Here is a 25,670-nt window from a genome sequence, read left to right as displayed (position 1 = left end):
CACAACACATTCGGCACCCGCAACCGGAAGGGTCCGACTGGGTGGAAATCTACGGCCAAGCTGAGCGTTCGCTCAATTCTACGACGGTACACGGCCGATATAGAATGGGTTGGCAAAGCCAAACGATGGTTTGTTCGTCGTATACGCCAACGCAAGTTTGCGGATCCGCACCGTCCGAACTCGGCGAGATATGGCTTGCGCAACATGCGCGAACCTGCGACCGCACGGTCCAGACGTCTTGATCGATCCCTTGCGCTGGGCTGAGACGCGCAACGATTTGTAACCATTCTGGTCGATCTGACTTCTCGCTATACAATCGTTTGCTATCCTCATTCGGTACAAATGGTAAAATCGATTGTATCGATAGAACACATTCACACCGTGGATCACTCAGGATCATGCGTTTCAAGGGCCTCGATCTGAATCTCCTCGTCGCGTTCGACGCCCTGGTGACGCAAGGCAACCTCACCTCGGCGGCAAGAAGCATCAACCTCAGTCAACCCGCCATGAGTGCCGCCGTCGCGCGGCTTCGCACTTACTTTCGCGATGAGCTATTCACGATGAGGGGCCGAAAACTGGTTCCAACGCCGCGAGCTGAAGCGCTTGCAGCCCCGATTCGCGAGGCTCTCGCTCACATTCAGCTCTCCATCATTTCTCCGGACGACTTCAATCCGTCCCAATCCAATCGGCGATTCAGGATCATCCTGTCCGACTTCATGACTGTCGTATTTTTTCGAAAAATCGTGGACCGCGTTGTGCGGGAGGCTCCTAGAATCTGCTTCGAATTGCTGCCACCTTCAGAGGAACCCGATGAGCTTCTCCGGCGCGGTGAAGTTGATTTTCTGATGTATCCGGAGATGTTCATGTCGAGTGCGCATCCAAAGGCCGCACTGTTCGAGGACACTTTCGTTTGCGTGGGCTGCCCCTTGAACAAGCAGCTAGCGTCGCGACTCACGTTCGAGAACTACATGTCAATTGGGCACGTGGAAGCTCAATTTGGACGTTTCTTGAGGCCCTCTTTCCGCGAATGGCTCTTGCTCGAGCATGGTTTCAAAATACGCACCGAGGTCGCTGTGCAGGGTTTTGGTATGATTCCGCCTATGCTATTGGGCACCAACCGTATAGCGAGCATGCCCTCAAGACTCGTCAGCCATTTCGCCAATACGATGCCCCTGCGGGTTGTCGAACCTCCGTTGCGACTTCTCACATTCACCGAAGCCGTCCAATGGCCCGCCATTCATAATACTGACCCCGCAAGCATTTGGATGCGAAACATATTCTTCCAAGAGGCATCCACGATGGTCTCTCCGCCCGAGACCAGCCAGTGTCACAGCCCGTTGTAGGATTGTTCGGGCCGCTTGCGACCTGCTCTCGGTTAACCACATCTACGCCGGGCTCGACGCTTCGGTCCTCTGGCTGACGTTGGGCAAGGTCGAAATTGGCGCGCTTGAGCGCGGTTTGATCGGGTCGTTGGCGCCATTTATCTCGCGCCATGACGATCTTGCGCCTCATACAGCTCGCTCGGCGGCGCTCCGCAATGATTTTCCGCTGATCCGGACCGGCTGCATCGCATCGTTCCACGTGAGCTGAGTTCAGAGCTCGCGAAAATGACCCGACCCGGTGAACGATATCTGGCCTCAGCACTATAATCCCTTAAATCGCACACCGCGTCAGGTTCTAGACCAACACCTGCGATCGAGGCTGCAACGTGGATGCTGATAGCGCACCCGCACCGCTCTTCGCCTGACAGTGGGCATTCTCCTTACCAGCAACTGTCCCGGCGACCGAAGTAATGCCGAAGGTCGCCAGGTGGCGGGCGGCCTACACGGACGATGCCCACTCGTTCGCGTCGAGCCAGCTTGGTCTGCCGAACGCAGGGAGACCGGAACCTGCAAGTGAGAGGCGTTGCGCAAGGCTGGAGATTGGGACACGTCATCCCAACGGCGCTTATCTTACTCTTTTTGTACTCGTTCCCGCATGATCGAGCGCAACCGCAAAGTCGCTCGCCGCAGGATCAACCTGGATCTACCGGCCATGAGCTCGCGGCATTGTCCCGCTCCGCGTGTTTCGGTGATAAGTGGTTTATTATGAGAGGACGGCAACTGTACCGATGTCCGCGCACGGGATGGCTCGCCGCTCTCTTTCGCCAAGCCCTGCTCCACCTCCAGCTTTGACCATCTCTGGCGACATGTTCAATCCAGCCAAATCGGATCGTGGGTGCTGGGTCATCCTTTCGGATCTCGCGACAGTCGTGTTCTTTTCGAAAGTGTCGTGGCGCGTTTCACACGCGATGCCGCCGCCGCCAGCCTCCAGTTAGGGCCCCCTCACCGCTGCGCCCGAAGAACAACTTCGGTGCGGTAACATGACTCGTCTATCTTACCCAAATCCTCTATGTGCAGCGCGTGCACACCAAAGCGATACTGTTCGAGAATGCAATCGGGTGACTGAGCTTCCGGACGAGCAAGCCATTACCTCGACAACCGAACTGCGCTCCGCAACACTGATCCGGCATGCGTCTGGATATGCGAGTTATCGCTGTAGGAACCATGGCACGTCGTCGTTTCCCCGGGGTGTGACCGCGCGGCGCCGGGGACGCTCGTTGGCCCGTTTTGAGCGCCTCCACGGTCCAACGGATACCGGAGCGATCCTTCGAGGCTCGGTCCTCAACCGCGAGCAAAGTGTGGCCAGCCGCGCGAGATGCGCTTGCGTTGAGATACATGCCGGGAATGGTTTTGAGGCCCGCCTTGCCGCATTTCTCGCCGACGCTCTGCGGCCGCGGACTTGCACCGTTTAAGAGCAACCATCCTCTTGTGGCATCCCAAAACCCGATGTGGCCATGCGCGAGCAACGCCTTCGCGCCCACAAAGCCATCTCAACAGGACTAGCAGACTGTCACAAAAGCTGCTAGGCGCCGAGCCAGCGGCCGCGCCACGATGTTCATAGACCAATCAACGCCCGGCTCGACGATAGACATCACAGCAAGGATTGCGACCGAAAGAAGGGCCCATCGGATCAGATCAGTACTGTGCCTGGGTCCGCCGTTTCGTGAAGCCGTGTCTCAAGATCACGGGGCTGCCAGCTCCTGCTTTCGCTTCTCATGCCAATCGGGCAGCAGATGGCCAACGCTGCGCCAGCATCCAGGAGAACTTGCACCGTTTCAGTTAGCGCGGTCTTGGAGATCAAGCAAACGCCGTGTTGCACAACGGCATCACGCGAGCCATCTTGTCGCATTCTTTCGCGCACGTCGCCGCTTCGTCTCCTTTTTGCCCCATCACAGCCAAACGGCTTCGCCACGTGCGGCGCGAGTGCGACAATGAAAGGAGCCTGCTCTTGGACAAGTCGAGTGGAGTCTACGATCCGGAGGATCTCGCGAAATTAGGAAATCTTTTCGATCAAGCAATCGCATCCTTACCGACCTGCATGCGAACCAGCGAGAATCGCGTGGCGATCGCCAGACTTGTTATGCAACGCGCAGCGAGGGATGAATTGGCACCGCTAGCGAACTTGATGCTTGCACTCGTTTCGGCCGCTTGATCAACAGCATGCTCTCAGTCCTTCTGCGGTTCGCAGCGAGAGACGCATCATCTAGACCATTGAAATAGCTTGATTCTCACGTGGCGTCAGGTTGTAGGTTGCAAATTGAGGACCATGACAAACGCCACACCACGACGGCGCCGATGGCGCATTGGAGAACTTGCAGAGGCGACCGGCGTAACGGTACGCACTCTGCATCACTACGAACACACCGGGTTGTTGACGGTCTCGGAACGCACCGATGGCGGTCACCGCATGTACGATCGTGAAAGCATACAACGCGTCTCTCAGATTCGCGCGCTACGTGAGCTCGGCTTCTCACTTCCTGAGATCCGCAAAGCAATCGAGGGGCGGACGTCTCTCACGGACCTATTGCGCAACCATCTGGAACGAATTGAACTTCAAGTCGCGCGGACGACATTATTAAGGGACCGATTGCGCAATATGACGACGCAAGGTGAGACACAAGTCAGTGTCGACGAACTGCCGGCCACGTTAGATGCAATGTCACGGATTGAGAAGCGTACCCCGTCGGCCATCTGCACATGCGCCTCTAACGCTAGCCGCGAAGATCGTTGGCGGAAGATTCGCGACGAGCTACGAAGCTGCATGGATCAGGGCGAGCCTCCGTGCAGTGAGCGGGCAATTGCGGTCGCGCGTCAGGCCCGTTCGCTCCTGACCGAGATCGCAGGAGTTGATTCGACTGTCTCAATGATACTCAAGGTGCTGACGCGATTGACGGAACCACACAACCTCGCCGGCTGGGATGCCAGCCTCATGCGATACCTCGATCTCGCCCTCGCCGCGCTAGAAAATCAGCTGGGACAGAATTGACGCACCCTGCTGCGCACGATCTCGGTTGTCGGAATGTCTCTAAACCCAATGAGTTGATGGCGACCCTTCAATTCTTTGTCGGCACTCATTGGGTCTTCCGCTCTGTATATTTTGGAAATCAACCTCGACAAAGCATCGAAGTACTTGATTCGCACGTAGCGTCAAATTGTACCATCTAACGCACCGTCGCAGCGACGGGGCGGACAGAGCGTCGGCTAGACCGAGAGAGACTCCAATGATCGGCCATCACTTCTGGAACTTGCTGGTGAGAGCCCTCGACGAGAACAAGCCGGTGGTTGATCGTCCGGGCCTTCCAAGCGCCTCGTCGGCACACATCGGTCGAGCACAGGAGATAGGCGAGTGTACCGAATACCGGCAGGATGTTCGATATGAGTACTGTCAACGCTTAGAGGACGCTCTCCTGACCAGTCCCGTAAACGTCCATTCGTCCGTGCCCGCCCGATAACCTGGCAACAACTTGAGCCTGTTCGTACCAGCCTGAGTTCGATTCAAGCATCATTGCGCCGGACTGCTGGTGGCCGCGTCGTACCAACGGCGACTCTGACCAAGACGTAGCGCGATATAGGGAGCTTCACATGTCGATTCTTCGCGCTCATAGGCTTGTAACTGCCGCGCTCCTTTCCTTGATCCTGAGCTCGATCGCCTGGGCAAAAGCTGTTTACGTTGCGTTAGCGGGCCGAGTGACGGGAAGCACTGCGGCGCTGGGCGTGCAGATACGCGACGGAGCGGCTGCGGCTGTGGATTCGATAAATGCATCGGGTCTGCTGCCAGGCACAAGGCTCATATTGAGGATTGATGCCGACGACGCATGCGATCCCAAGCAGGCCGCCGCTGTTGCCAATCGCTTGACAACCGGCGGGCTCAAGCTTGTCGCTGGGCACTTCTGTTCATCCTCGTCGAAACCGGCTTCAGATATATACGCCGAAGCGGAGGTGATTCAGATCTCACTTGCCTCGACGAATCCCAGCCTGACAGAGCGTGGCGAAACCACGCTGTTTCGGGTTGGCGGCCGCGATGACCAACAAGGTAGGGTTGCAGCAGAATACATCGTGCGGCACCACCAAGGCGCAAAGCTCGCGGTCCTCGATGACAAGAGTACAGCTGGCAAAGGCATCCCCGATATCGTTGAATCGCAGCTTCGTGCAGCCGGCGAGCACACTCTTCGACAGGGCTATGTTGCCGGCGAGAAGGATTACACCGCTCTGGTTTCGAGACTGAAGAGAGAGGGAATCCAGATCGTCTATATCGGCGGCTATTACAACGAGATCGGCCTCATCGTGCGTCAAGCTGCGGAGGCGGTCGCACGCCTGACCGTGATCGCCAACGATCCGCTGACGACAAGCGACTTTTTGGCCATTACCGGCGACGCCGCAAACGGCACGCTCTTCACCTTTATGCCGGACCCGACGAAGAATGCCGCAGGGGCAGCCACTGTCGCCAAGGTCAAGGGTTCGAGCATACCTGCCGCAGGTTACACGCTCTACGCTTATGCCGCGGTTCAAGCATGAGCAGACTCGGTCAAACGGGCCGGCAGCTTCGACGCGACGCGGGTCGCTGCTGCCCTACGCTCAAAGTCAATCGAAACGGCCATTGGCACGGTTCGAGTCGACTCCAAGGGAGACAATGCCGCTCCTGGCTTCATCGTTTACCGCTGGCGCGACAATACCGTGGAAGCGGTCGAGCAGAACTGATCGCCCGCCCCAACACCGCACGGAGCGTTCGAATGATGAACCATCTTCGACATAGCGATTACGCGCTGCTCACGTGCATCGCAGTCGCCGCAGTCGCAGCATTTCTAGTCCTCGCGGCAATGCTATCACAGCTGTCATGCGCGCCCGTACGGCCGTCCGAAGAGTACGTTCCGATTCGCCTGGTGCCACTGCAGTGAGCACCACTTTCGCATTCGTAAGACCGACGAACATCGGTACCTTCTTCAAGCTAGGCACACTGATGCGCGCCTCGCTCTCGGCAGTGAGCTGTCAGCGCTTCTTCAGAAGGAACGTAGCTAGTGGCAAGATGTCAGTCGCGCGCAGTTTGTCTGCGGATTGCGCGAGTTCAAGCCAAGGGTTATCAGCGCTGTTCGGCCGAGTGGATGTGGCGTTCCATCCCCTCCTGGAAACAGGTATTCGCTGGGATAACGCCGTGCGACGCCTGATCCGTGCTGATCGCTACCGGACTTTGAGACGGACTCTGATCCGGTGCGGCGCTTAGATCTAAGCCCGCCTATTGAACCCCCAACATTCACATTCATGCGCGCCTTGGGCTTCCCGGCTCACAATATAGCACCCGCCACGTAGGCTCGATGATCGCCGTCAACTGCTCGCGTCGACAAAAAGGAGAACACCAAATTGGATGCCAAACTGCAAGCTATGCTTTCCTCGCTCTCGCCGGTCGCTCGCGAATTGGATGCTCTGCCGTCCGGGCGGCCCACCCCGGACAATGGTTGCGTGAAACTGAACACGAATGAGAACCCATTTCCTTTGCCGGGCATAGTGATGCGAAGCGCAATTGCAGCTCTTGAGCTGCAATACCTCTATCCGGAAGACGACAATGTCAGCTTGAGACAAGCGGCCGCAGCTGCTTATGGCATTGCAACTGATTGCGTGATGGCTGGCAATGGATCGTCCGAACTCCTCAGTCTCATTTACAGAGCCTTTCTTGCCCCGGGGGACGGCGTTGCAATGATGTCGCCCGGCTTCTCATTCAATCGCAAGCTTGCCATGTTGCAAGGGGCCCGCTTCATTGAAATTCCCTGGTCTGAACCTGACTGCTTGCCGATGGACGAGCTGCTTTTCGGTGCGGCTAAACATGCCAAATTCATTCTGCTGGCCAATCCGAACAATCCGACCGGAACCTTTGTTCCGCTTGCTGAGATCGAACGCCTCCTTATACGATCTGACCGATTGATCGTTTTGGACGAAGCTTATGTCGATTTCGCACCTGAGGACGGCCTACGCCTTGTTGAGCGCCATTCGAATCTTCTGGTCCTGCGCACGTTTTCCAAGAGTTATTCCGCCGCTGGCATTCGCGTCGGCTTCGGTTTCGGCCATCCCGAGCTAATTGGGCGGCTTCGCAACATCCAGAATGTTTTCAACATGAATGTGGTCGCTCATGCGGTGGGCATGAGCGTCCTTGCGCATCGCGACGCCTACGAGGAGAACCATCGCCACGTCAGGCTTGAGCGGCAGCGCGTAGCGGCCGCCCTTTCAGAATTTGGGTTCTCTGTCACGCCTTCCCACGCGAATTTCCTCCTCGCTCGTGTGCCCGTAGGCCAGGGTGGCAGATGGTGGCAGGCGGCGTTGGAAGACCACAAAGTCCTTGTTGCCTTCTTTCCGGATGCCGGCCTGGAAGAGTGCATTCGGGTTAGCATCGGTACAAAGCGCCAGATGGATGCTTTTCTTCCGGCTGTCGGCAGCATTCTTAAGAAAGTGGGATGCCGTGGCTAGTGGCGCGTTCCACTCATGTCACGGATCCCCGTTCGTGATCGATCCGGACGACGTCTGATGCAGCTTCGCGACGCAGCCGGAGTCAGTTCTCATCCAGTCAGCGCATTACGAGCTGTTGAGAACGGCTTCGCAGCCTATGCAGCGCATTGCCAGCGAGCGCCGCTTGCACCTCCCGAAACCCGGCGATTCCGGTCCTCTCTACCTAGGAGATAACTGAGTGAGAAATGTTCTTCCCTCAAACCTGACCTGCGGCATCTTTGATCATCTTGACGAGGACGGCCGCGATATCGCCCGGCAATACGCGGACCGCCTCGCGCTGGCGGAGGCCTACGACCGGCTCGGTTTCTATGCCTATCATCTGGCGGAGCATCATTGCACTCCGCATGGAAGGGGCCCCTCGCCGAACTTGTTTCTGTCGAGTGTCATACAACGCACACGGCGACTTCGCGTTGGTCCATTGGTTATGCTGCTCAACCTCTATCACCCGCTGCGTGCATTCGAGGAGATCTGCATGTTGGATCACCTGAGCAGCGGCAGGGTTGAGGTCGGACTTGGTCGCGGCTCCCTACCGATCGAGCTGAGCTATTTTGGGGTTGGAGCCGACGTTGCCTCGAGCCGTTACGAGGAGGCTTCCCAAATCTTCGTTAGCGCGATGAATGGCGGCCCGCTTTCATACCAAGGGCAACATTTTGCGCTGAGCGACGTTCCCTTGACGCTTTCACCTCACCAGCGTCCTTGTCCCCCGACATGGATTGCTACAAATCGAACAGAGTCCGCTCATTGGGCGGCGGCAAATGGCGCAAATCTGGCGTGCATGGGGCCTTCTTCTGCCGTTCGCAAGGTCACCGATCGCTATCACGCTCATCGAAACGCGGAGCGTAACGCCAGCGGTTCAGCACCATTTCTCGCATTGCTCCGCATGGTCGTAATTGCCAGCTCTGAAGCAGCCGCCCGTTCCCTCGCCACGCCAGCCTACGAAACATGGCTCAAAAGCTTTAAGTTCCTGTACGAGCTCAATGACATCCCGACTCCACCCAACCTGCCCCTAACCTTAGATGCCGCAATCGACAGTGAACTGTGCGTTGTCGGAACGGGCGCTTCGGTGCGCCAAACTCTTCTCGATCATCTGGAAGAGGCAGGGGCCAACTATCTTCTTTGCCAGCTCGCCTTCGGATCTCTGACACTGCATGCCTGCCTCAACACCGCAACTGCGATTCACTCCGAGCTCATAGCGGCAGAGCGCTGACGGTGGCCCAACAGCGTTTCCAATAAGTTCGCCCTTGACCCGGCAATCAATGGCCACACCGAGGCCAATGAGTGCCGCAGCCGAATGCATATCCATCAGGCGTCCCTCATGGTTCAATTGGCTTTTAGGCGCATGGTACCCATTCGACTACATCACCGAACAGGAGGCTCAATGGAAATAAATGACCTGCCTCTCATTTTGCGCGGGTTTACACTGCCCGAGCAGTGGTTTGCTTGGGCAGGTAAGTCGGCTCACGCTCGTTCCGCTTTGGCGCGCTGGTTCGTCGATCCCATTCTACACGAATCCGAGGTGTGGCTTATCGCCCGAGCGGGCCTGTCGTGACGCGGTCCCGGCAGCGCTCCGCTCAGACCGAAGAGATCGCGCGTAAGCTCGAGATCGTACTGGCGGAATTGGCTTCGCTGCGCATTCTGCTGGCCGCGCACGGCATTAGCACCCCGCGACCTCTCGATGAGGACTACCTCACTGTTCAGCGGTTCGCAGTGATGAACCACATAAGCCCCGAGGCCGTGCTCTCTCGGATCCGCCGCGGCAAGTTACGCGCGGAGAAACGCGGTGGCCGGTGGTGGGTGAAATGCACGGTTTGCACAGCATAGCCGTGCAGGGACGAGGACAGTATGAGAGACGGAGTGAATCAATCCGAGATACGGACTCCGGCACGAGAAATGATATGTGCGTTTAAGTTAGCATCTCTTCTGAGCTCGACCAGACGGCCGATGGAGACTCAAGAGATCGATCGAGGTCAACGTAGCGCACGCCAACACGCCGTCGCCAGATCGGGAGGCTCAATCTCGATGTACCCATGCAATCACAAAACGCGTGGGCGCCCCGAGCAATGGGTATCTGATGACCACCGTTGCGTGACCGGGGATCACTCAGTCAATTCCGCCTGGTTAACAGAGCGATCCCAGTGAACAAGCGGAAAGGCATTGGACGCCTGGCAGGAGAAGTCCAACTCCGGTGCCGCTGGCGGTTTGTGGCAAAAAGAACCACCCTCCATGTCGGTTTTTCGACGTGAGCCACCACACGCGCCCGGGTTACGGCCTGGAGAACAGGAAAGATAAATGCCTTGCTCGCAAATCGCACGCTTTGCGAGCTTCCCCGAGCAACCTGCGTCTCACGCCCCTGGCAGAGAAATTGCACCCCAGTCATTCCACTGTTTCAGGGGCGCCGCGCGCGCCGGTGTCAAACGGGAACAGATCTGATTTCGCTGTATGGTCGCCAGGCTCTGGCTGGAGAAGGAGATGGCAATGATGTCACCAAGACTGATGTCAGTCCTCGGTTCTATGGTAGCCGTCGAGCGTATGTTTTGGAAACTTCGAGAATTGATCGATGGAGACGGCTCAATCTCACCTGACGTTCGAGAGACGCTTCATGTAATGTTAGATGCAAAGCTTGTTTCCGCAAAAGACAAGATTATGAGCGACGCGCGCGCTGCGATCGACGCGACTCCCGATTTGCCGCAGGCGGTCCGGGACCGAGCGTTCAGGTCGCTCGATTTCGCAACGAAAATGTTGATCACCAGCGAGCCGCGCCGCACTCAGGATCCGCTTAGCCGAGTCGGTATCTGCAGCGCTAATCGCAAGATGCATTGATCCATGCGCCGTTCCACCCATTGCCTGCCGCAACACTTGGCTGTGCACTGTTGATGTTAGCCGAAGCGCTTCGATTGAGCTCCTGAGGAGCCTTGAAGCTCCTGGAATGGAGCGACATCACCTCGGAGTTGATGAATCTGCGATGATCCGCAAAGAGGGCTCACGGAGAGGTAGAACCATGGTTGGAACGAGCAAGCGCAAGCCTCGTCATATCTTTCGCCAACGGCGTCATCAAGGACAAAGCCGCCGTCAGCGCAGCGATTACGACGTCCTGGTCCAACGGGCAGACCGAAGGCCAGATCACCAAACTCGAACTGGTTAAGCGCCAAATGTGCGGGCGCGCCAAGCTCGACTTGCGGCAGGCTCGGGTAATCGGCTCCACATGACCGGTGCTGCACCAAAATAGCGTCAGAGCCTAATTTAGGCCCTCGGTTTCAGAGGATGACTCCGGTACGCCTTGCACCACAATGCGGCCGCCTGCCCGCTGCCCGACGCGAATAGCCCAGGCGTCTTAACAGCACGCCGGTCCTGCGTAGCGAGATGGCTAGCCTCGTCCACGTTTCAGCTGCCGCCGAACGTCTTCTTCGTCCCGCCCAGGGCGGGTGGGGCAAGCGGCCGAGAGAAGCGCAACACTCTGACCAAACCACGGGTATCAGCCCATAACGAATCTCGTTTCCTGCAACGATCACGGCGTGGGCCGCTCAGGGCATCTGCAGACTACGCCTGGCTCGCGCCCACTGCTGCTGCAGGCCACCTCGAGTTAGAATAGATTTTGGCTGGGAGTAGCCGAAGGGACTTGAATCGTACGTAGCGTCACGTTGTAGGAACGAGGCATCCGCCGCCTCGCGCCGACCAACTAGTTAGCCACCGATGGCGGGAGTGTGACGTAACACATCAAGCAATCCTCCGGTTTAGACATCCAGATGACCACAGCACTCTTTTTTCTCACTATGATCTTTTTTGGCGGCTTTGGACTGGGCTACGGTGTGCGCAGCTGGCGTTCCCGCAAGCGACGTGAGCGCGCCCGGCGCTATGGTGCTCTCTTTCATTCCGGCACTTCTGCTCCGCCGCCGCTCCGAGTTCCCGCACGCCGTGGTTCCTAACGTTGCATTCGGCCTTGCTCAAAGAAGGAAATTGCGGTCCGCCCCGCGAGGGAGAACGCCCTTCACCGCCAGTTCGTCGAGCAAAGAATTGCAAGGCGGAGTGGAGGCCACGCGCGTGCTCACCTTAAGTCGGTCCCAACAGCACGGTGTAACGTGTGACTGATCGCCGATCTGACCCGAGATGCTGAGCCATGAAGACCGCGGGTCGGCCGTTCACGGATCATCAGGTCGGCGGTGGTGGATTTGCAAACGCCCCCGGCCTGACAACGTCCATCTGTGCGATCTTAGCATGTGCGAAAGCAATTGCCAGACCGACCTCTAATCAGCGCTGGTGCGAACCTCGGAGAAGATATGTCTGGCATGCGAGCTAGCGCTTGAACTGAATGCGACGGCGAGCACGGCGGCAGCGTCGACAAGCTAGTGGATCTACAGCGCTTCGATGCCCGCCCCGTTCTGCACCGGGCGAAAGGAGAGATCCAGAGCCCTCGCAACGACTCCGATGTTCATCTCGCGTCAAGATCAAGGCCGCGCTGACCGGGACCAATGCGTCCTGGCGAGTTCGATTCGTTTAACTCGCCTACCTAAACGGAGAGGTTTCGTAGGTGAGGCTTCCTTCGTAGAACTCGATCCCGATAGTCAGAACAGCGGATGCATCATGAAGCCTGACGAGCGCCTCGCCGAACTCGTTGAGAATAGCGCGCGTTTTGATGACGAGGCATGGAAAGCATGGGCACAGTGCCTCTCACCCACTGAGCGGCTGGCGTATATTCGCAAACATCGCTCTCACTTCCGGTTCACTGATTATGACGAAGTGATAGCTGTTGTACGGGGTCGGCGCTTCACCGGTTGCTCATCGCAGCTCCTTCGATGGCGCGACAGGATAAGAGCAAGGACGTTGCAAAGCGCTCTGCTCTTCTTGGTTGCGGTGTGGCTGGGTATCATCTGGCTTGCGGTGCGCTTAATCCGCTGAGATCAGCAGCCCGCTTTTCGTCAACACCTAAGCGACCCGTGTTCGCACGCGACCGAACACTGCGACGCGGTTGGAGATGATCTGCAATGCCGCAACCTGACGCAGCGTTCGGTTCGAACATTCCTTTGGGCGCGAATGTTGCGATGCAGTTACAGCAATTCGCGCGGACGTTGTTAAGACGCACGAGTGGCTCGGAGGCACTCAAGACATGAGAGTAGAAATGAAGAACTTGTTGCTCGCGACTGTGAGCATTGTGGCGCTTGACGCGGTGGCGCCCGCATTTGGCGCGGATCTGGCTGCGCAGCCCGTCCAACCTCTCTACACCATAGCTCCGCAGCCTGTCGCGGCTGCAATCTACGACTGGAGCGGCTACTATCTCGGTATGAACGGTGGCTTGGGCTCTAGCTCGAATTGCTGGGATTTCAATGGCGGCACGTCCGAGGGCTGTCATGACGCGACCGGCGTGACCATTGGTGGCCAGATCGGCTATCGATGGCAGATAGGCCAGATCGTGCTTGGTGTTGAAGGCCAGGGAAATTGGGCTGATTTGACCGGCTCGAATGTCAGCGTCGCGTTTTCGGATGCCAACCAGACCAAGATTGATGCGTTTGGCCTGGTGACAGGGCAGATTGGCTATGCCTTCGACAACGTACTGCTTTACGCCAAAGGCGGCGCGGCAGTCACGAGCAACACCTATCAGATCAGCTCGACCCTCACGGGCGCGCAGCTTGGGAACAGCGAGCACGTTCGTTGGGGCGGCGCTTTGGGAGCCGGCATCGAGTACGGGTTCGCACCGAACTGGTCGGTTGGCTTCGAGTACGATCACCTATTCATGCAGCCCGCCACGGTGACTGTCGCCGCGCCCGCTGGTGGGACCGAGCGCATCCGCCAGGATTTCAATCTTCTGACTGCACGGCTCAACTATAAGTTCGGCGGTCCGATTCTTCTCAAATATTAATCTGTCGTTCAAACGGCGGATCGAAAGCCCCGGCCGTAGGCCGGGGTTTTTGGACCTGTTGGTCTGCTTTACAGAAGCCATACTCGACCTAATGCTTTCTCGGGAGGGCGCGCTTGCTGCATCAAGCAAAACCCTTCTCCTGGGCTAGCGCGCTGCACAGTGATTGTGACAGGTTGCGTCCGGCGATGGCAATGTGCGCGTCTAGCTTGGATGGCATGCAAACCCTGGCTCTATTGGGCCGACGAGCCGCCTTTGCGTGGCACGCGGCGCGCCGAAGTCACCGTCTTGCCGAGCATCCTCGCGAAAGTGCCTGCGGTCCTTCGGCGCGGAGCTCGTGCTGGCGCATTGCAGGCCGCGCGTCTGGCCGGCACGACGATCGGCGCGATTGCCGAATCGTCCTGGGGTGCGCGAATCTCGGCCAACAACGCTACCGGATCGAGCGAACGATACTGAGCGCGCAGCCGTTTCCGACGGCTGCAGTCACCTTGGGATGCGACAACGGTCGCTCATAGGCGTCGATGGGGGAATAGCGCTTGATTACTTTAGCCCTTCGCGTCGATTCTCCTTCAGCTTGAACGACGGCTGATAGACGTTGACGTACAGCCCTGCCGCCGCATAGAGGCGGCCCATCACGTGCGCCGTCTCGACGCCATCGAAGCGGGGATACTCCATCAGGCGACGCACAAGAGCAGCATTCTTCTGCTCGACGAATGCTTGACCGTTCTTCTTGTACGCGCGCGAGCGCGTGACTTCGAGCTTTTGTTCGCGACACCATGGCACTGACGGGAAGCCGGTAGATGCCATCTATGATGTCCGGCGGGATCTGTGCGGCAAAGGGTTTGAGGAGCTCGCGCTCGCGCGCATCCGCGGGCCGGGCATAGGGCCCACAGGTCGGAGCCTGCAAAATAGCCGGCGACGCGCGAAGCGTGCTGAAGCCGACGGTCATCACCAAGGACAATTACCAGCCGTTCGACCAGCCGCTCGATGGCGTAACCGGGGAAGGTGCGTAAGGTGGGTTAGCGAGGATCTCGCTACGGAACGCTGCGCACCTGGGCCGAACAGCTCGGAATGGCGGACGCGGCGAGGCTGCTTCAGGCGACGCTGGACGAGGAGGAGGCTGAGCCGCTTCGCCAGTTCGTCGATTGCAGCTTCGACCGTCCGGCAAGCCGCGACGAGCCGCAACGTGAGGCGCGCCTAGTTCTCGTCCACGGCAACAGCGCCCTGCTCCCCCTTGTGGATCGAAGACGGCACCACACCGAAATATTTCCGGAACACGGGGCTTCCTATGTTGAAGGCGGCATGCGTGCAGGCCTCGCGGCGGTGAAGTGTGGGGCGAGCGAAAACGACACGACATAGTTCATGAAGGCACTATGATTGTCGAAGTCTACGCCGCGCAAAAGCCAAGGGAACAGGCTCTGTGCGCGGTTGATCGCCTCGACGACCAGCTAACCTTCCCGCGTCACCAATGACAGGTACTCCGCCCAGCCCGTGGCGACATCGACCATCGTCAGGGTCTGGATGAGCGAGCCAGCCACCGACGTGCCGCCATGGGCGACCATGTCGACCTCACAGAGGGCGGGCGGCGGGCTCTTCCAATCATGAACGCGCGGACGCGACTTCGCGCCGGATTGCCGAAATGAATCCGGCGCGGAGCCCGGCTGCCGCCGCTCGCCGCGAGCTTCACGTCGACGAGCAGGCGGTCACTGCTAGCAGCACTGATCGCCAGAGCAAAGTCGCGGTCCACCTGCCCAAGCTGCAGTCGGCCATGTGGCTCGAGGGCCGTCAGCAAGGTCGGGATCATCACCTTGAGCCGCTTGCCGCAGACCCGATCCGACGCCTCCCATAACGCCGTTTTCGGGTCCTTTATCGTAGCGCCATGTCTACGCTTGCGCTCTCCGGGGGCTTCGACCTTCCCCGGTTTAACCTTTGCGCGCCGCCCAAGTGCGCCCGCCGCATCTTTGCGATGCCAGCCCACCGTCGCGCATAGCGCATCGAGGATGCGCCCCTTCTCCGCTCGTTTGGCCGACCTGTAACGCTCCGTTAGGCCGACACCACCTCCCGCCGCGCGCCCATGCTGACCTTTCCCGCCATAGACGCCCCCGAACCAATTCGATGGCACCGACCCAATCATCGGCGAGAAGTTGTCCAGTAACATTCTGGATGAGGCAGTGCGCCCCTTGTCAAATGCAGCAAGCCGATTCAGGCTTATCGTCGACGTTCAGTCGGTTCGAGCCTGAAGCGGAGTTTTTCAAGGAAAACTAACCACGGCAGCCAGTGGACGGAGCACTGACGTGGAAGAATGAAGGTACCGCGACGTTCTTCTCTCCCAACGACGATCTTACGCTCTGCCGCATCCTTAGCAATCTTCTCCGCGAAAGGTATGGAATCTCCTTTGTCGCGTGTGTGACGGGCCAAACCACAGCGCAACCACGCTGACAAGGCAACTTCGCACATACCTGCATGGGCCCACCAAGATAGTCCACGATCAGACGTAGACATCATCGGCCTGCCGGCCCGTGAGACTCATCATATCCGTAGCCACGGAGCGGAACTTGGGGCTCTGAGCACGATCCAATCAGGATCTGACCACGACCGCACCACCGCAAAACTAAACATTGGAATCAGATACTCGCGGATGATGATCGTGACGTGAGGCTCGTTGGCCTCATCTTCGGTTAGCTCCTTGGTCTTCGCGATGTCCGCAAGAGCAGTCTTCTGGTTCAATTCTGTCTGTCCGAATACGAACCTCACGTCGTTGAAAAGGAGAAGGCCTCGGGGCTTCAAGAGCCGTACTGCTGCGATGGCAGCCGCTAGATCGACATAGATCGAATGGTTGCCATCGAGATAGATGATGTCAAACGCCTCCCCATGCCTCATCAACCTGATCAGGTTGAACAGGTATGTGCCTACAACGTTTCCCAGAAACCGGATGTTTCGGTTAGCGATGCTAGCGGCAGCTAAGTCGATCCGATGTTTGGCGCAAATATGTTTGAAGTCCAAGCCCACATATTCAATGCGAAGCTCATCGATGGACTTGAACTGCTCCTGCCTCAGGATCGGTCCTACGCCAATCTCAAGAAATCGGCAGCCCGGATTCTCTCGAAGGATGTGGAGTAGGCGTGTCTGAACCGACTGCCGATACGCGCAGTAGTTGCTAAGCCGAGGATGATTGACATCAAATAGAACATCAGGGCCGCCAACGCTCATCGATCTTCTCCAGTCGCGCGAGAAACCATTCGCACTGCATCGGCGACCTGCGCGATCGCCGCCGTCACGCCGCTTCCGGCGAGAATAGCCCAGACACGTTCTGAAGCTCGGCTGTAGGCGCCACGCAGATACCGTTGCACGGATCACCGACATCGCAACCACGTTGACTCGCGACGTGGTAAACAATCGGGGTGAGAATGATGCGCAGCCATAATCAAGCAGAGCTGATTTTATGATCGTCTCCTTCCTGGAAATCGTCCGCTTATGTGCTGGCGGTGAGGCCGCCATCGATCTAGAGGATTTGACCGGTTACGAACCTAGAGAGGGATGACGCAAAGAAGTGCACGGCCCCCGCTACATCCTCGGGTGTAGCTAATCGCCCAAGCGGAATGTCAGCAGTAGCTCTTTGAAATGAGGCTGGATCGTCGAGAGCCTTCTCGTTCTTGTGAGAGCGGACCTCCCCGGAGCGACGCCAATGACGGTGATGCGGTGCGGCGCCAATTCGGTCGCATGCTGTTTCAAAAGAGCAGCCAACCCACCCTTTGCAGCGCAGAAGGCGCTGTAGCCGCGGTCTCGGAAGGCAAATGATGAGCCGACCGAGAGGAGATGAATGTGGCTGCCGCCCCTTCCGACGGCAACTTGATGTGCCGCTACTGCCCTATGCGTCAAGCCCAAACACTAGTTCTACAACGATCGCCGACGACACAGTATGTCGGTTGCTATATGCCGCTGCGCGTCGATGCGCACACCGCTGCTGACAGTTATCGGACACGAATTGGCAAGGACCGTGCCAGCGTGGAGTGGAATGGAGTGGAGTGGAGTGGAAAAAAAATGCGCGTTGATAACTGGATGGCTGCGCTCGGCGCACGGCGCCCACTATGCGCACCTCATGCGCGCAGCCTCCGCTCCGATATCTAATCTGGTTACTGTCCGCCCGATTTGCGTCAAAACCAGATAGCGATTTCAATGCTGGGGTCTAAGGTCCTTCGTTTCGGCCGCACAGCGGGTCGTAAGCGACACATTGCATGGATGCGGAGAAGCGCCGATAGCTTTTATGTCACACCACGCCTATCGTAGGGGCAGATGGTTCAAGCGACACGCAAAGAGATAACCTGGATCACGTTTTTGGTATGTTTTCGCACATCTATGTCTAATTGAGGCCCGCAATGTCGGAAGTTCAACAAGAGCGGCCCGGTATGCGTACTTCTCCAGCAATACACGCCTCCTCGACGAGGGCAAGCATTGCAGCATTCGTGTTGTCCCTCTCCAAGAAATTCAAGAAGGGGCCGATGACGCCCGCCAGATCCATCGTGATGATTGCGCCGACACTGCTGCGCTTGGAAGGACACGCCGCGGGTCTCTTACTGACCTGCAGGACGATTCGGCGACCGACACGAACGGCATCAATAATGCAGACTCGTTACGTTGACTCGAGCCAAACAACGGATTTGTCCATATTGAGATAGCAACGGTGACCGATTCTGATGGCCACTAGGGGCCTGGTGTCAGCCCATGTGAGTGTGCTGCGCCTTGTCTGAGTGCCCATCTAACGCAGCCGAAGCCGCATGGCGTTGGCGATCCATGCCTACGCGATCAGCTCGTGAAGACTGCAGCGCCGGCTCCCGTGTCTTCGCTCATCTGTGACGCCTCCGCGAATCGGCGTCACAGACAGAATCACAGACGATTCAACAGATGCAAATCCTAAGTACGAGATGTGGGAAATTGAAAGCCTAACCGGATGCTTACCTCTCAACCGACGAGGGACGAATAATACTCCCGGCCCTGGTAGGTGCATGTACCTTTGCTCCTCGGTAATGTGCCACTAGCCGAGCAGGCACATCAATCGCAAACACGCCGCGTGAAACGCCGCGTCTCCTAAAAACGTGACCGGGGGTCATTTCATTATGACAGTCAAAGTAATGAAGTTCGGTGGCTCTTCATTCCGGCGGGCGGATTGCTACCGGTCTGTTTTGACCTGCTCCCCTGAAACGCCCCCGGTTTTGAGTTAGGGTTCTGTTCTCCACCGAGGAGACGGACGATGCGCAAAAGCAGGTTCACGGAAGAGCAGATCATCAAGGTCTTGAAGGAGCACGCTGCCGGAATGTCGGCGAGCGATCTGTGCCGCAAGCACGGCATCAGCGATGCGACGTTTTACAAGTGGCGCTCGCGCTATGGCGGGATGGAGATCTCCGACGCCCGCAAGCTGAAGGCCCTGGAGGAGGAGAACCGCAAGCTTAAGAAGCTGCTGGCGGAATCGATGCTGGATGCGTCGACGCTGAAGGAGATGCTCGGAAAAAACTTCTGACGCCCAGCTTGCGGAGACGTGCTGTGACCTGGGCGGTGGATGAGAAGGGCTACTCGCAGCGGCGGGCCTGCAGGCTGGTTGGCCTGCAGCCGAAGACCTATCGCTATGCCTCGACACGGCCGGACGATGGTCCGTTGCGAGCCCGGCTGAAGGAATTGGCGTCGCAACGTCGCCGCTTCGGCTACCGTCGCCTGGGGCTGCTATTGGCTCGGCAAGGGGTCCGGATCAATCGGAAGAAGCTGTACCGGCTCTACAAGGAGGAGCGGCTGACCGTGCGCAAACGTGGTGGCCGCAAACGGGCATTGGGCACTCGGGCGCCGATGGCGATCCCGCAGGATCAGAACCTGCGCTGGTCGCTCGACTTCGTGATGGATACGCTCTCCAGCGGCCGGCGCTTCCGCGTCCTGACTCTGGTCGACGACTTCACCCGGGAATGTCTGGGCCTGGTCGTCGACACCTCACTCACCGCGTTGCGTGTAGTGCGTGAGCTTGATCAGATCATTGAGACACGCGGCTGTCCGCGCATGATCGTCAGCGACAACGGCACCGAGTTCACTTCGAATGCGATCCTGGCCTGGCAGGAGGAGCTCGGGATCGAATGGCATTACATCGCACCCGGCAAGCCGATGCAGAACGGCTTTGTCGAAAGCTTCAACGGCCGTCTGCGCGACGAGTGTCTCAACGAGCACCTGTTCGCCAATCTCAACGAGGCTCGTCAGATCATCGAAGAATGGAGGATCGACTACAACACTAACCGACCGCACACGAGCCTCAACGGGCTCACACCGACCGAGTTTGCAACCCGCCCCAACAGGGGCCAAACCCAGAACAGACTCTCCTTATAAACGGGGGCAAATTGGGGAGCAGGTCAGTTTCTACCCACATAGCGAACAGACTCGCTACTGATGCAGATAGAGTCGTTGTCGTTGTTAGTGCAATGTTCGGGGTAACTGAGTCCCTGAAGGCACTGGCGTTCTCAGTAAACGATCTATGCAACAGTCGCGCATTGGACACCGTTTTAACGACGGGTGAGATTGCGTCCGTCGGCTTACTCGAGGCAGCGTTGGAGAGGCATTTGAACCGCCCCGGGTTTGCCGGAGGCCATTTGGTTTAAGTTATGCCGCCATGGCCGGTTGTTCCAGCATGGCGTAGTAGCGTTGCTCGGCTTCGGCCGGCGGTATGTTGCCGATGGGCTCCAGGAGCCGCCGGTTGTTGAACCAGTCCACCCATTCCAGCGTCGCGAACTCGACGGCCTCGAAGCTGCGCCATGGTCCGCGCCGATGGATCACCTCGGCCTTGTAGAGACCGTTGATGGTTTCGGCGAGAGCGTTGTCATAGGAATCTCCGACGCTGCCGACAGAAGGCTCGACGCCAGCTTCAGCCAGGCGCTCGGTGTATTTGATAGAGACGTATTGGCTGCCTCTGTCGCTGTGGTGCACGAGCCCGCTGCGATGGACCGGCCGGCGATCGTGCAGGGCCTGCTCCAGCGCATCGAGCACGAAGCCTGCGTGCGCCGTGCGGGAGGCCCGCCAGCCCACGATCCTGCGGGCATAGGCGTCGATCACAAAGGCGATGTAGACGAAGCCGGTCCAGGTCGCGACATAGGTGAAGTCGGAGAGCCAGAGGACGTTCGGCCTTGGTGCCTTGAACTGGCGATTGACGTGATCCAGCGGGCATGGCGCGGCCTTGTCGCTGATCGTGGTCTTGACGGATTTGCCGCGGATGACCCCTTGCAAACCCATGTCCTGCATCAGTCGCGACACTGTGCAACGGGCAACATCGAAGCCTTCGCGCTTGAGCTGCCGCCAGACCTTGCGCACGCCGTAGACGGTGAAGTTTTGATCGAAGACGCGCCGAACCTCGATCTTCAGCGCGGCGTCCTGCCTGGCGCGCGCCGACAGCTTGGCGGGATCGCGCCGCTTGGCCACATGGGCGTGGTAGGTCGAGGGGGCGATCGGCAAGACCTTGCAGATCGGCTCGACCCCATGCGCCCCACGATGATCGTCGATGAAGGCGATCATGGTTTGGACCGGCGGTCGAGCTCCGCCATCGCAAAATAGGCGCTTGCCTTGCGCAGGATCTCGTTGGCCTGCCGAAGCTCGCGGTTCTCCCGTTCGAGCGCCTTCAGCTTCTCGGCCGTGTCGGTCGGAACGCCGGCCCGCTGCCCGCTATCGACCTCGGCCTTCTTGACCCAGTCATGCAGCGTCTGCGGCGTGCAGCCGATCTTGGCCGCGATTGACGTCACGGCCGCCCCAGCGCGACGGGTGCTCGCTGGCGTGATCCAGAACCATCCGAACCGCTCGAGTCCGGACCTCAGGTGAAAACTTGTTCGTCGTCTTGCTCGTCATGGCTCCATCCTCTCAGGAGTTGGAGCCTCCGGCAAACCCGGGGCGGTTCAATTCGATTCCGGCATCATCTCTGTTCGGTTATTCGTCGGGGATCCAAACGTCGTCTGACTTCAATCGCGCATACATCGAAGATATAGACAAGGCGCCGCTTCTTAGCGCCCTGCAGGTAAGCAAAGTGGTCATAGTTGCCGGCGCCCAGGGCTTAGATAAGAGCGGGCGCATCTCAATGCTTGGACGTAATAGTTCTGATTTAACCGCTGTGCTGGCGGCTGACATTGTGGGAAGCAGTTCGTGTGAAATTTATTCGGACGTATGCGGTATTTACACGTCCGATCCGCATTTAGTGAACGAGGCGAAGTTGGTGCAAGACATCTCTTATGCCACTGTCAGTCGCATGGGGCGCTGCGGCGCCAAAGTTCTTCACCACGGAGCCGTCGAGTACGCTTCTACTCGTGGAATCGTAATTTCTTGTAAATCTTTGGTGCCGGAGATCGTCGGAACGCAGGTCGGCAGCGTGGGCGAGGTTGCGACCGTTGTAATTAATCGCTCAGCAAAACGAGTAACGTTCGGCAGCTCCTGCGAGCAGCAGGTAGCGTTAGCTCTCCTGAGCGCACTGAACATCACGTGGATCACTGTCGATGGAGATGTAGGACATTCGATCTATCTAAGTCATGATGTAGAGTTTGCTGTCACCAAGTTTGCGCAACGAGGGATAAAGCCGCTCGATATATCGACAAGAATACTAGTTACTGAGATCAATACGGGTAAGCAAAAAGCACGCGAATTCCAGGATCTGGATGCTGCGGTTTCTTACGCTAGAAGAGTCCACGCCGCTCTTCACCCTGAAGAGCCGGGATTGGCCGCGACGCTGTGAGATACTAGGTGCGCTATCGTCGTACCTAGCATACCTCGCGGACAAAATAACATCCTCGACTCCTCACCACAGCAAAGCGATCCCGAAATGGCCGCCGCATGGATTGAGAGACAGCATCCGACGGAGTCGCTCTCACAGCATTAGCGAGCTATAGCGCGTGATCGCGCCACAACACCCACTCGATCGTCACCTTGCAGTCGCGCTGACGGCGTGAGCGCCTCTGCGCTGACCGAGAGGTTGGAACGCATTCCATGAGCAATGCGAATGACCCATCCACCATCTTCGCGCCTCACGTCCCGCCTTGCGCAACTAGATCATTTCAACGACCCGCGCCGCTGAGTAGGCGCGGAGCCACGGAACCTCGCTTGGCGGCGGTGGTTTTGGGGTTCTCTCGCTTGGTGCCTTGAACTCCGAGTGCGATGTTAAGGATAGCGGCATAGCGGCGCTCTCGCTTTCCAAGAACCACGGCTCCCGTGTGCGCTTCTTTCCGCGCCCCTCGACCCTCGCGTTCTCCGCTGGATTGATCGGCAGCCAGCCGCTTTTCACGCCCCATCCGAACACGGCTTGCAGTGCCGCGAAGTTGGTGTCGTTGATGGTCTTAGGCGCACTACCGCCAGCGCTCCGCTCATCACCCCACCGCTGCACGTCTGCCGGTGCGATGCGGCCAAGGTTATCATGGCCGAGCCAATCCTTGAACCGCAGTACGATTGGCTTCCACCGCTTGGCGGTACGCTTTCGCGTTCCGCGGGCCAATGAGGCGGTGTGCCAAGCGTCGGCAAGTGCGGCTAACGATTCGCCGGTTAAGACGCTGAGGTGCAGAGCAGTCGGCAGCGGAAGGCGTTTGACGTAGGTGTCAGGCGTGAAATCGCCGTCCGCGTTCCTCGCGAGCTTCTTTACGCCTTCGGTCAGGTCGCGGGTGACCGCCTCTGTGATCTGCCACCGGCTGTCGTCAGTGGTGAACACGGACTGGCGTGTCAGCGTAGCATCAACGATGGCGCCAAACCTGTTCTCCAAGTCCGCGTGACGGCGTTCATCCTCATCCTTGAAGATGCCAAGGCGAGCGCCAAGGCTGTACTCGCCGCGCTGAGCGGCCTTGTTCGCCTCAGCGACACTCAACCACTGTTGCGATGTCGGGCCGGGATTGTCCTCCAGCCCTTCCGCAAATGCCCGGTAGACAATACCGGACCAGCGCCGCAACCTGCTAAGGCGTGAGCGGCTTGGGACCTTCACGTAGCGCCTTGAATTGGCGCTCAACGTCAGAGGCAATGTCCAGCTGGCTCGTCCTCGCAAGATTCTTATCAGCGGTGCCCGTCGAGATCAGGATGATGCCGGTCTTATACCAGCAGCATGGCCAACGTTCCTTGGGCAGCTTCGCCAGAATGGGTTGAACGTCAGCAGGTATTCTCTTGCGGAAGTACCAGTTCCCCGAACGGTTCCTCTTGACGAGCCGCGCCATTCTCAGAACCATCTGTGTAACAGGAGCGGCTCGAAAACCATAACCGCATCAGCACGGTGTTGAATTTTTAAGGAAGCGGTGGTGCTGCCAGACAGGATTGAACTGTACGACTTTGCTGGGGGCATTCGTGAGCGACGGTGTTGGCTACCGGAGGGGCCGAGCTGAGCTCGCACATCACTTGAGCTGCGCGTGTAGTGAGTCATGGTCGAGTTCGCCTTCCCACCAGGATACAAACACCGCGGCAATACCGTTCCCGATAATGTTCGTAAGCGCGCGCACTTCGCTCATGAACTTGTCAATCGAGAATACGATCGCAATGCCCGGCACAAGCTCAGGACTGACCACCGTCAACGTTGCGGCCAGGGTAACGAAGCCAGCACCGGTAACACCGCTTGCGCCCTTCGAGGTGAGCATTGCCACAACGAGTATCGTGAGCTGCTGGCCAAAGCTGAGATCGACCCCGAGCGCCTGCGCGATGAACAACGTCGCCAACGTCATGTAAATGTTAGTCCCATCCAAATTGAAAGAGTATCCCGTCGGCACCACTAGGCCCACGACCGGCTTGGAACAGCCCAGCCGTTCGAGTTTTTCCATCAACTGCGGCAGCGCGCTTTCGGACGACGACGTTCCGAGCACGATCAGCAGCTCATCCTTGATGTAGACGATGAACTTTAGGATGGAAAAGCCGACCAAGCGCGCGATCAGGCCAAGCACAATGATCACGAAGAGCCCGGCTGTCACATAGAACAGCGCAACTAATCCGATGAGTTTACCGAGCGCGGAGGGTCCGAATTCACCGATGGTGTAGGCCATGGCGCCGAACGCTCCGATCGGCGCGGCCTTCATCACGATTCTAATGACACCAAACACCGCGTGCGCAGCATCGTCAACCAGACCGCGCATCCGCTCACCACGCTCGCCAAGCGCCATCAGCGAGAACCCGAATAGGATGGCAAACAGCAGCACCTGTAGCACGTCGCCTCGCGCAAGGGCGCCAACCACGCTATCAGGAATGATATTGAGGAGAAAATCGACCGCCTTCTGCCCTTCCGCCGTCTTGACATAGTTAGCTACCGCCGCGGCATCAGCCCTGGGAGCGAGCCCATGACCGGCCTGAACGAGATTGCCCATCACGAGACCCAGGACGAGCGCGAAGGTTGATACGATCTCGAAGTAAAGCAGTGCCTTGACGCCGACTCGGCCGACCTTTCGTGCATCCTGAACATGCGCAATTCCAGACACAACAGTGCAGAAGATGATCGGTGCGATCACCATCTTGATCAGCTTGATGAAACCGTCGCCAAGCGCTTTGACCCAGCTGCTCGTCCCCACAGCAGGCCACAACCAGCCAACGAGAATCCCAATCAGGATCGCGATGAGTACCTGGATGTAGAGAACTTTGTACCACGGGCCAGATGGCCGGAACAGGGCGGCGGCTTTGACAGAGCGGCGCTGGCGGTGAGTGTACATCATGCTCGAGCCGGCGCCGTGGTACCAAAGAGGGGTGACAATGAAGGTACCGCCTCGCTCAGTGTTCCTTCGGTGTGGGGCGCAGGGGACTCTGACCGCTCCAGATGGCCCCGTCCATTGCCGCGGATTCCCGAATCGGCTTGCCATCTAAGCGAAACGAGGTTCTGAATCGCTTCTGAGAGCAGCGATAGAATTTTGAGAAAGCATCCTTGAGAGCTGGAGAGCATCAGCGTCACCACCCATTTCTATCTTTTTTGGTTGTTCGAAGATGCCATCCGGCAGCTT

Annotated in this window: 16 protein-coding genes, 5 pseudogenes and 1 other annotated feature; of the genes and pseudogenes, 12 read left to right on the top strand and 9 right to left on the bottom strand. The window is 58.2% G+C overall.

Going from position 1 to position 25,670, the window contains the following annotated elements:
• The first annotated feature begins 398 nt into the window (after window positions 1–398).
• The 7 genes and pseudogenes from FXB40_RS25390 to FXB40_RS49335 all read left to right on the top strand — a co-directional run.
• On the top strand, window positions 399–1,343 hold the full coding sequence (locus FXB40_RS25390) for a LysR family transcriptional regulator (protein WP_148774883.1): 945 nt from the start codon (window positions 399–401) through the stop codon (window positions 1,341–1,343).
• Between the two features lie 2,305 nt (window positions 1,344–3,648).
• Window positions 3,649–4,368 carry a MerR family transcriptional regulator gene (locus FXB40_RS25380; protein ID WP_187437131.1) on the top strand — a complete coding sequence of 240 codons (720 nt, stop codon included), beginning with the start codon at window positions 3,649–3,651 and terminating at the stop codon, window positions 4,366–4,368.
• Between the two features lie 596 nt (window positions 4,369–4,964).
• Entirely contained in the window at window positions 4,965–5,897 is a 933-nt protein-coding gene (locus FXB40_RS25375; protein WP_246207932.1) for a branched-chain amino acid ABC transporter substrate-binding protein, read from the top strand.
• An 861-nt stretch (window positions 5,898–6,758) separates the two neighbouring features.
• The gene (gene hisC / locus FXB40_RS25370) at window positions 6,759–7,835 is read left to right on the top strand and encodes a histidinol-phosphate transaminase (protein WP_187437135.1); all 1,077 of its coding nucleotides are present in this window, start codon (window positions 6,759–6,761) and stop codon (window positions 7,833–7,835) included.
• A 217-nt stretch (window positions 7,836–8,052) separates the two neighbouring features.
• On the top strand, window positions 8,053–9,081 hold the full coding sequence (locus FXB40_RS25365) for an LLM class flavin-dependent oxidoreductase (protein ID WP_148774880.1): 1,029 nt from the start codon (window positions 8,053–8,055) through the stop codon (window positions 9,079–9,081).
• Between the two features lie 1,262 nt (window positions 9,082–10,343).
• Window positions 10,344–10,694 carry a hypothetical protein gene (locus tag FXB40_RS25355; RefSeq protein ID WP_246207930.1) on the top strand — a complete coding sequence of 117 codons (351 nt, stop codon included), beginning with the start codon at window positions 10,344–10,346 and terminating at the stop codon, window positions 10,692–10,694.
• Window positions 10,695–10,858: 164 nt separating this feature from the next.
• Window positions 10,859–11,080, top strand: a pseudogene (locus tag FXB40_RS49335) (ISL3 family transposase); the annotation flags it as partial.
• Between the two features lie 525 nt (window positions 11,081–11,605).
• Here the strand turns inward: FXB40_RS49335 and FXB40_RS48105 are convergent.
• Entirely contained in the window at window positions 11,606–11,743 is a 138-nt protein-coding gene (locus FXB40_RS48105; RefSeq protein ID WP_187437130.1) for a hypothetical protein, read from the bottom strand.
• A 709-nt stretch (window positions 11,744–12,452) separates the two neighbouring features.
• Between FXB40_RS48105 and FXB40_RS25345 the strand changes: the two genes are divergently transcribed.
• Window positions 12,453–12,767: a hypothetical protein gene (locus tag FXB40_RS25345; RefSeq protein ID WP_148774878.1), complete on the top strand. Its 315-nt coding sequence runs from the start codon at window positions 12,453–12,455 to the stop codon at window positions 12,765–12,767.
• A 220-nt stretch (window positions 12,768–12,987) separates the two neighbouring features.
• On the top strand, window positions 12,988–13,725 hold the full coding sequence (locus FXB40_RS25340) for an outer membrane protein (RefSeq protein WP_187437129.1): 738 nt from the start codon (window positions 12,988–12,990) through the stop codon (window positions 13,723–13,725).
• 537 nt (window positions 13,726–14,262) lie between these two features.
• Here FXB40_RS25340 and FXB40_RS25335 read toward each other — a convergent pair.
• Entirely contained in the window at window positions 14,263–14,529 is a 267-nt protein-coding gene (locus tag FXB40_RS25335; protein WP_148774876.1) for a hypothetical protein, read from the bottom strand.
• Window positions 14,447–14,648 (bottom strand): annotated as a pseudogene (locus FXB40_RS50460) (ABC transporter substrate-binding protein); the annotation flags it as partial. The pseudogene FXB40_RS50460 and the gene FXB40_RS25335, both read right to left, overlap by 83 nt.
• A 103-nt stretch (window positions 14,649–14,751) precedes the next feature.
• On the opposite strand from FXB40_RS50460, the pseudogene FXB40_RS25330 reads away from it, so the two are divergent.
• Window positions 14,752–14,844, top strand: a pseudogene (locus FXB40_RS25330) (DUF892 family protein); the annotation flags it as partial.
• 1,407 nt (window positions 14,845–16,251) lie between these two features.
• Here the strand turns inward: FXB40_RS25330 and FXB40_RS25325 are convergent.
• Entirely contained in the window at window positions 16,252–16,932 is a 681-nt protein-coding gene (locus tag FXB40_RS25325; RefSeq protein ID WP_148774875.1) for a class I SAM-dependent methyltransferase, read from the bottom strand.
• A gap of 292 nt (window positions 16,933–17,224) precedes the next feature.
• Window positions 17,225–17,601, bottom strand: a pseudogene (locus FXB40_RS25320) (SDR family NAD(P)-dependent oxidoreductase).
• 1,369 nt (window positions 17,602–18,970) lie between these two features.
• On the opposite strand from FXB40_RS25320, the gene FXB40_RS25315 reads away from it, so the two are divergent.
• A protein-coding gene (locus FXB40_RS25315; protein ID WP_148774874.1) for an IS3 family transposase occupies window positions 18,971–20,082 on the top strand; the annotation gives its coding sequence in 2 pieces (ribosomal slippage) (window positions 18,971–19,226 and window positions 19,226–20,082; 1,113 coding nt in all).
• Window positions 20,083–20,352: 270 nt separating this feature from the next.
• Here the strand turns inward: FXB40_RS25315 and FXB40_RS25310 are convergent.
• Window positions 20,353–21,585: pseudogene (locus FXB40_RS25310) on the bottom strand (IS3 family transposase).
• Window positions 21,184–21,300: a sequence feature (AL1L pseudoknot), on the bottom strand. It overlaps the preceding pseudogene by 117 nt.
• Here FXB40_RS25310 and FXB40_RS25305 point away from each other — a divergent pair.
• Entirely contained in the window at window positions 21,563–22,459 is an 897-nt protein-coding gene (locus FXB40_RS25305) for an amino acid kinase family protein (protein WP_148774873.1), read from the top strand. The pseudogene FXB40_RS25310 and the gene FXB40_RS25305 sit on opposite strands and share 23 nt — an antisense overlap.
• A gap of 309 nt (window positions 22,460–22,768) precedes the next feature.
• On the opposite strand, the gene FXB40_RS25300 is transcribed toward FXB40_RS25305, so the two are convergent.
• The 3 genes from FXB40_RS25300 to dctA form a co-directional block, all read right to left on the bottom strand.
• Window positions 22,769–23,656 (bottom strand): hypothetical protein, encoded by an 888-nt coding sequence (locus tag FXB40_RS25300; protein WP_148774872.1) that lies wholly within the window; start codon window positions 23,654–23,656, stop codon window positions 22,769–22,771.
• A 4-nt stretch (window positions 23,657–23,660) separates the two neighbouring features.
• Window positions 23,661–23,915 (bottom strand): DUF6538 domain-containing protein, encoded by a 255-nt coding sequence (locus FXB40_RS25295; RefSeq protein ID WP_148774871.1) that lies wholly within the window; start codon window positions 23,913–23,915, stop codon window positions 23,661–23,663.
• 174 nt (window positions 23,916–24,089) lie between these two features.
• Window positions 24,090–25,385: a C4-dicarboxylate transporter DctA gene (gene dctA, locus FXB40_RS25290; protein WP_187437134.1), complete on the bottom strand. Its 1,296-nt coding sequence runs from the start codon at window positions 25,383–25,385 to the stop codon at window positions 24,090–24,092.
• Window positions 25,386–25,670 lie beyond the last annotated feature (285 nt).

Source organism: Bradyrhizobium rifense (genome assembly GCF_008123425.1).
GTDB lineage: Bacteria > Pseudomonadota > Alphaproteobacteria > Rhizobiales > Xanthobacteraceae > Bradyrhizobium > Bradyrhizobium rifense.
The sequence above is the reverse complement of the archived record's forward strand: the minus strand, read 5'-3'. Positions and strand labels throughout refer to the sequence as shown.

What these genes read in the sequence shown, in the direction of transcription:
- FXB40_RS25345 (WP_148774878.1), top strand. Translation starts at nt 12,453, where the DNA reads ATGAAGCCTGACGAGCGCCTCGCCGAACTCGTTGAGAATAGCGCGCGT.
- FXB40_RS25390 (WP_148774883.1), top strand. Translation starts at nt 399, where the DNA reads ATGCGTTTCAAGGGCCTCGATCTGAATCTCCTCGTCGCGTTCGACGCC.
- FXB40_RS25355 (WP_246207930.1), top strand. Translation starts at nt 10,344, where the DNA reads ATGGCAATGATGTCACCAAGACTGATGTCAGTCCTCGGTTCTATGGTA.
- hisC (WP_187437135.1), top strand. Translation starts at nt 6,759, where the DNA reads ATGCTTTCCTCGCTCTCGCCGGTCGCTCGCGAATTGGATGCTCTGCCG.
- FXB40_RS25340 (WP_187437129.1), top strand. Translation starts at nt 12,988, where the DNA reads ATGAAGAACTTGTTGCTCGCGACTGTGAGCATTGTGGCGCTTGACGCG.
- FXB40_RS48105 (WP_187437130.1), bottom strand. Translation starts at nt 11,743, where the DNA reads ATGAAAGAGAGCACCATAGCGCCGGGCGCGCTCACGTCGCTTGCGGGA.
- FXB40_RS25325 (WP_148774875.1), bottom strand. Translation starts at nt 16,932, where the DNA reads ATGAGCGTTGGCGGCCCTGATGTTCTATTTGATGTCAATCATCCTCGG.
- FXB40_RS25375 (WP_246207932.1), top strand. Translation starts at nt 4,965, where the DNA reads ATGTCGATTCTTCGCGCTCATAGGCTTGTAACTGCCGCGCTCCTTTCC.
- dctA (WP_187437134.1), bottom strand. Translation starts at nt 25,385, where the DNA reads ATGTACACTCACCGCCAGCGCCGCTCTGTCAAAGCCGCCGCCCTGTTC.
- FXB40_RS25295 (WP_148774871.1), bottom strand. Translation starts at nt 23,915, where the DNA reads ATGGCGCGGCTCGTCAAGAGGAACCGTTCGGGGAACTGGTACTTCCGC.
- FXB40_RS25335 (WP_148774876.1), bottom strand. Translation starts at nt 14,529, where the DNA reads ATGGCATCTACCGGCTTCCCGTCAGTGCCATGGTGTCGCGAACAAAAG.
- FXB40_RS25380 (WP_187437131.1), top strand. Translation starts at nt 3,649, where the DNA reads ATGACAAACGCCACACCACGACGGCGCCGATGGCGCATTGGAGAACTT.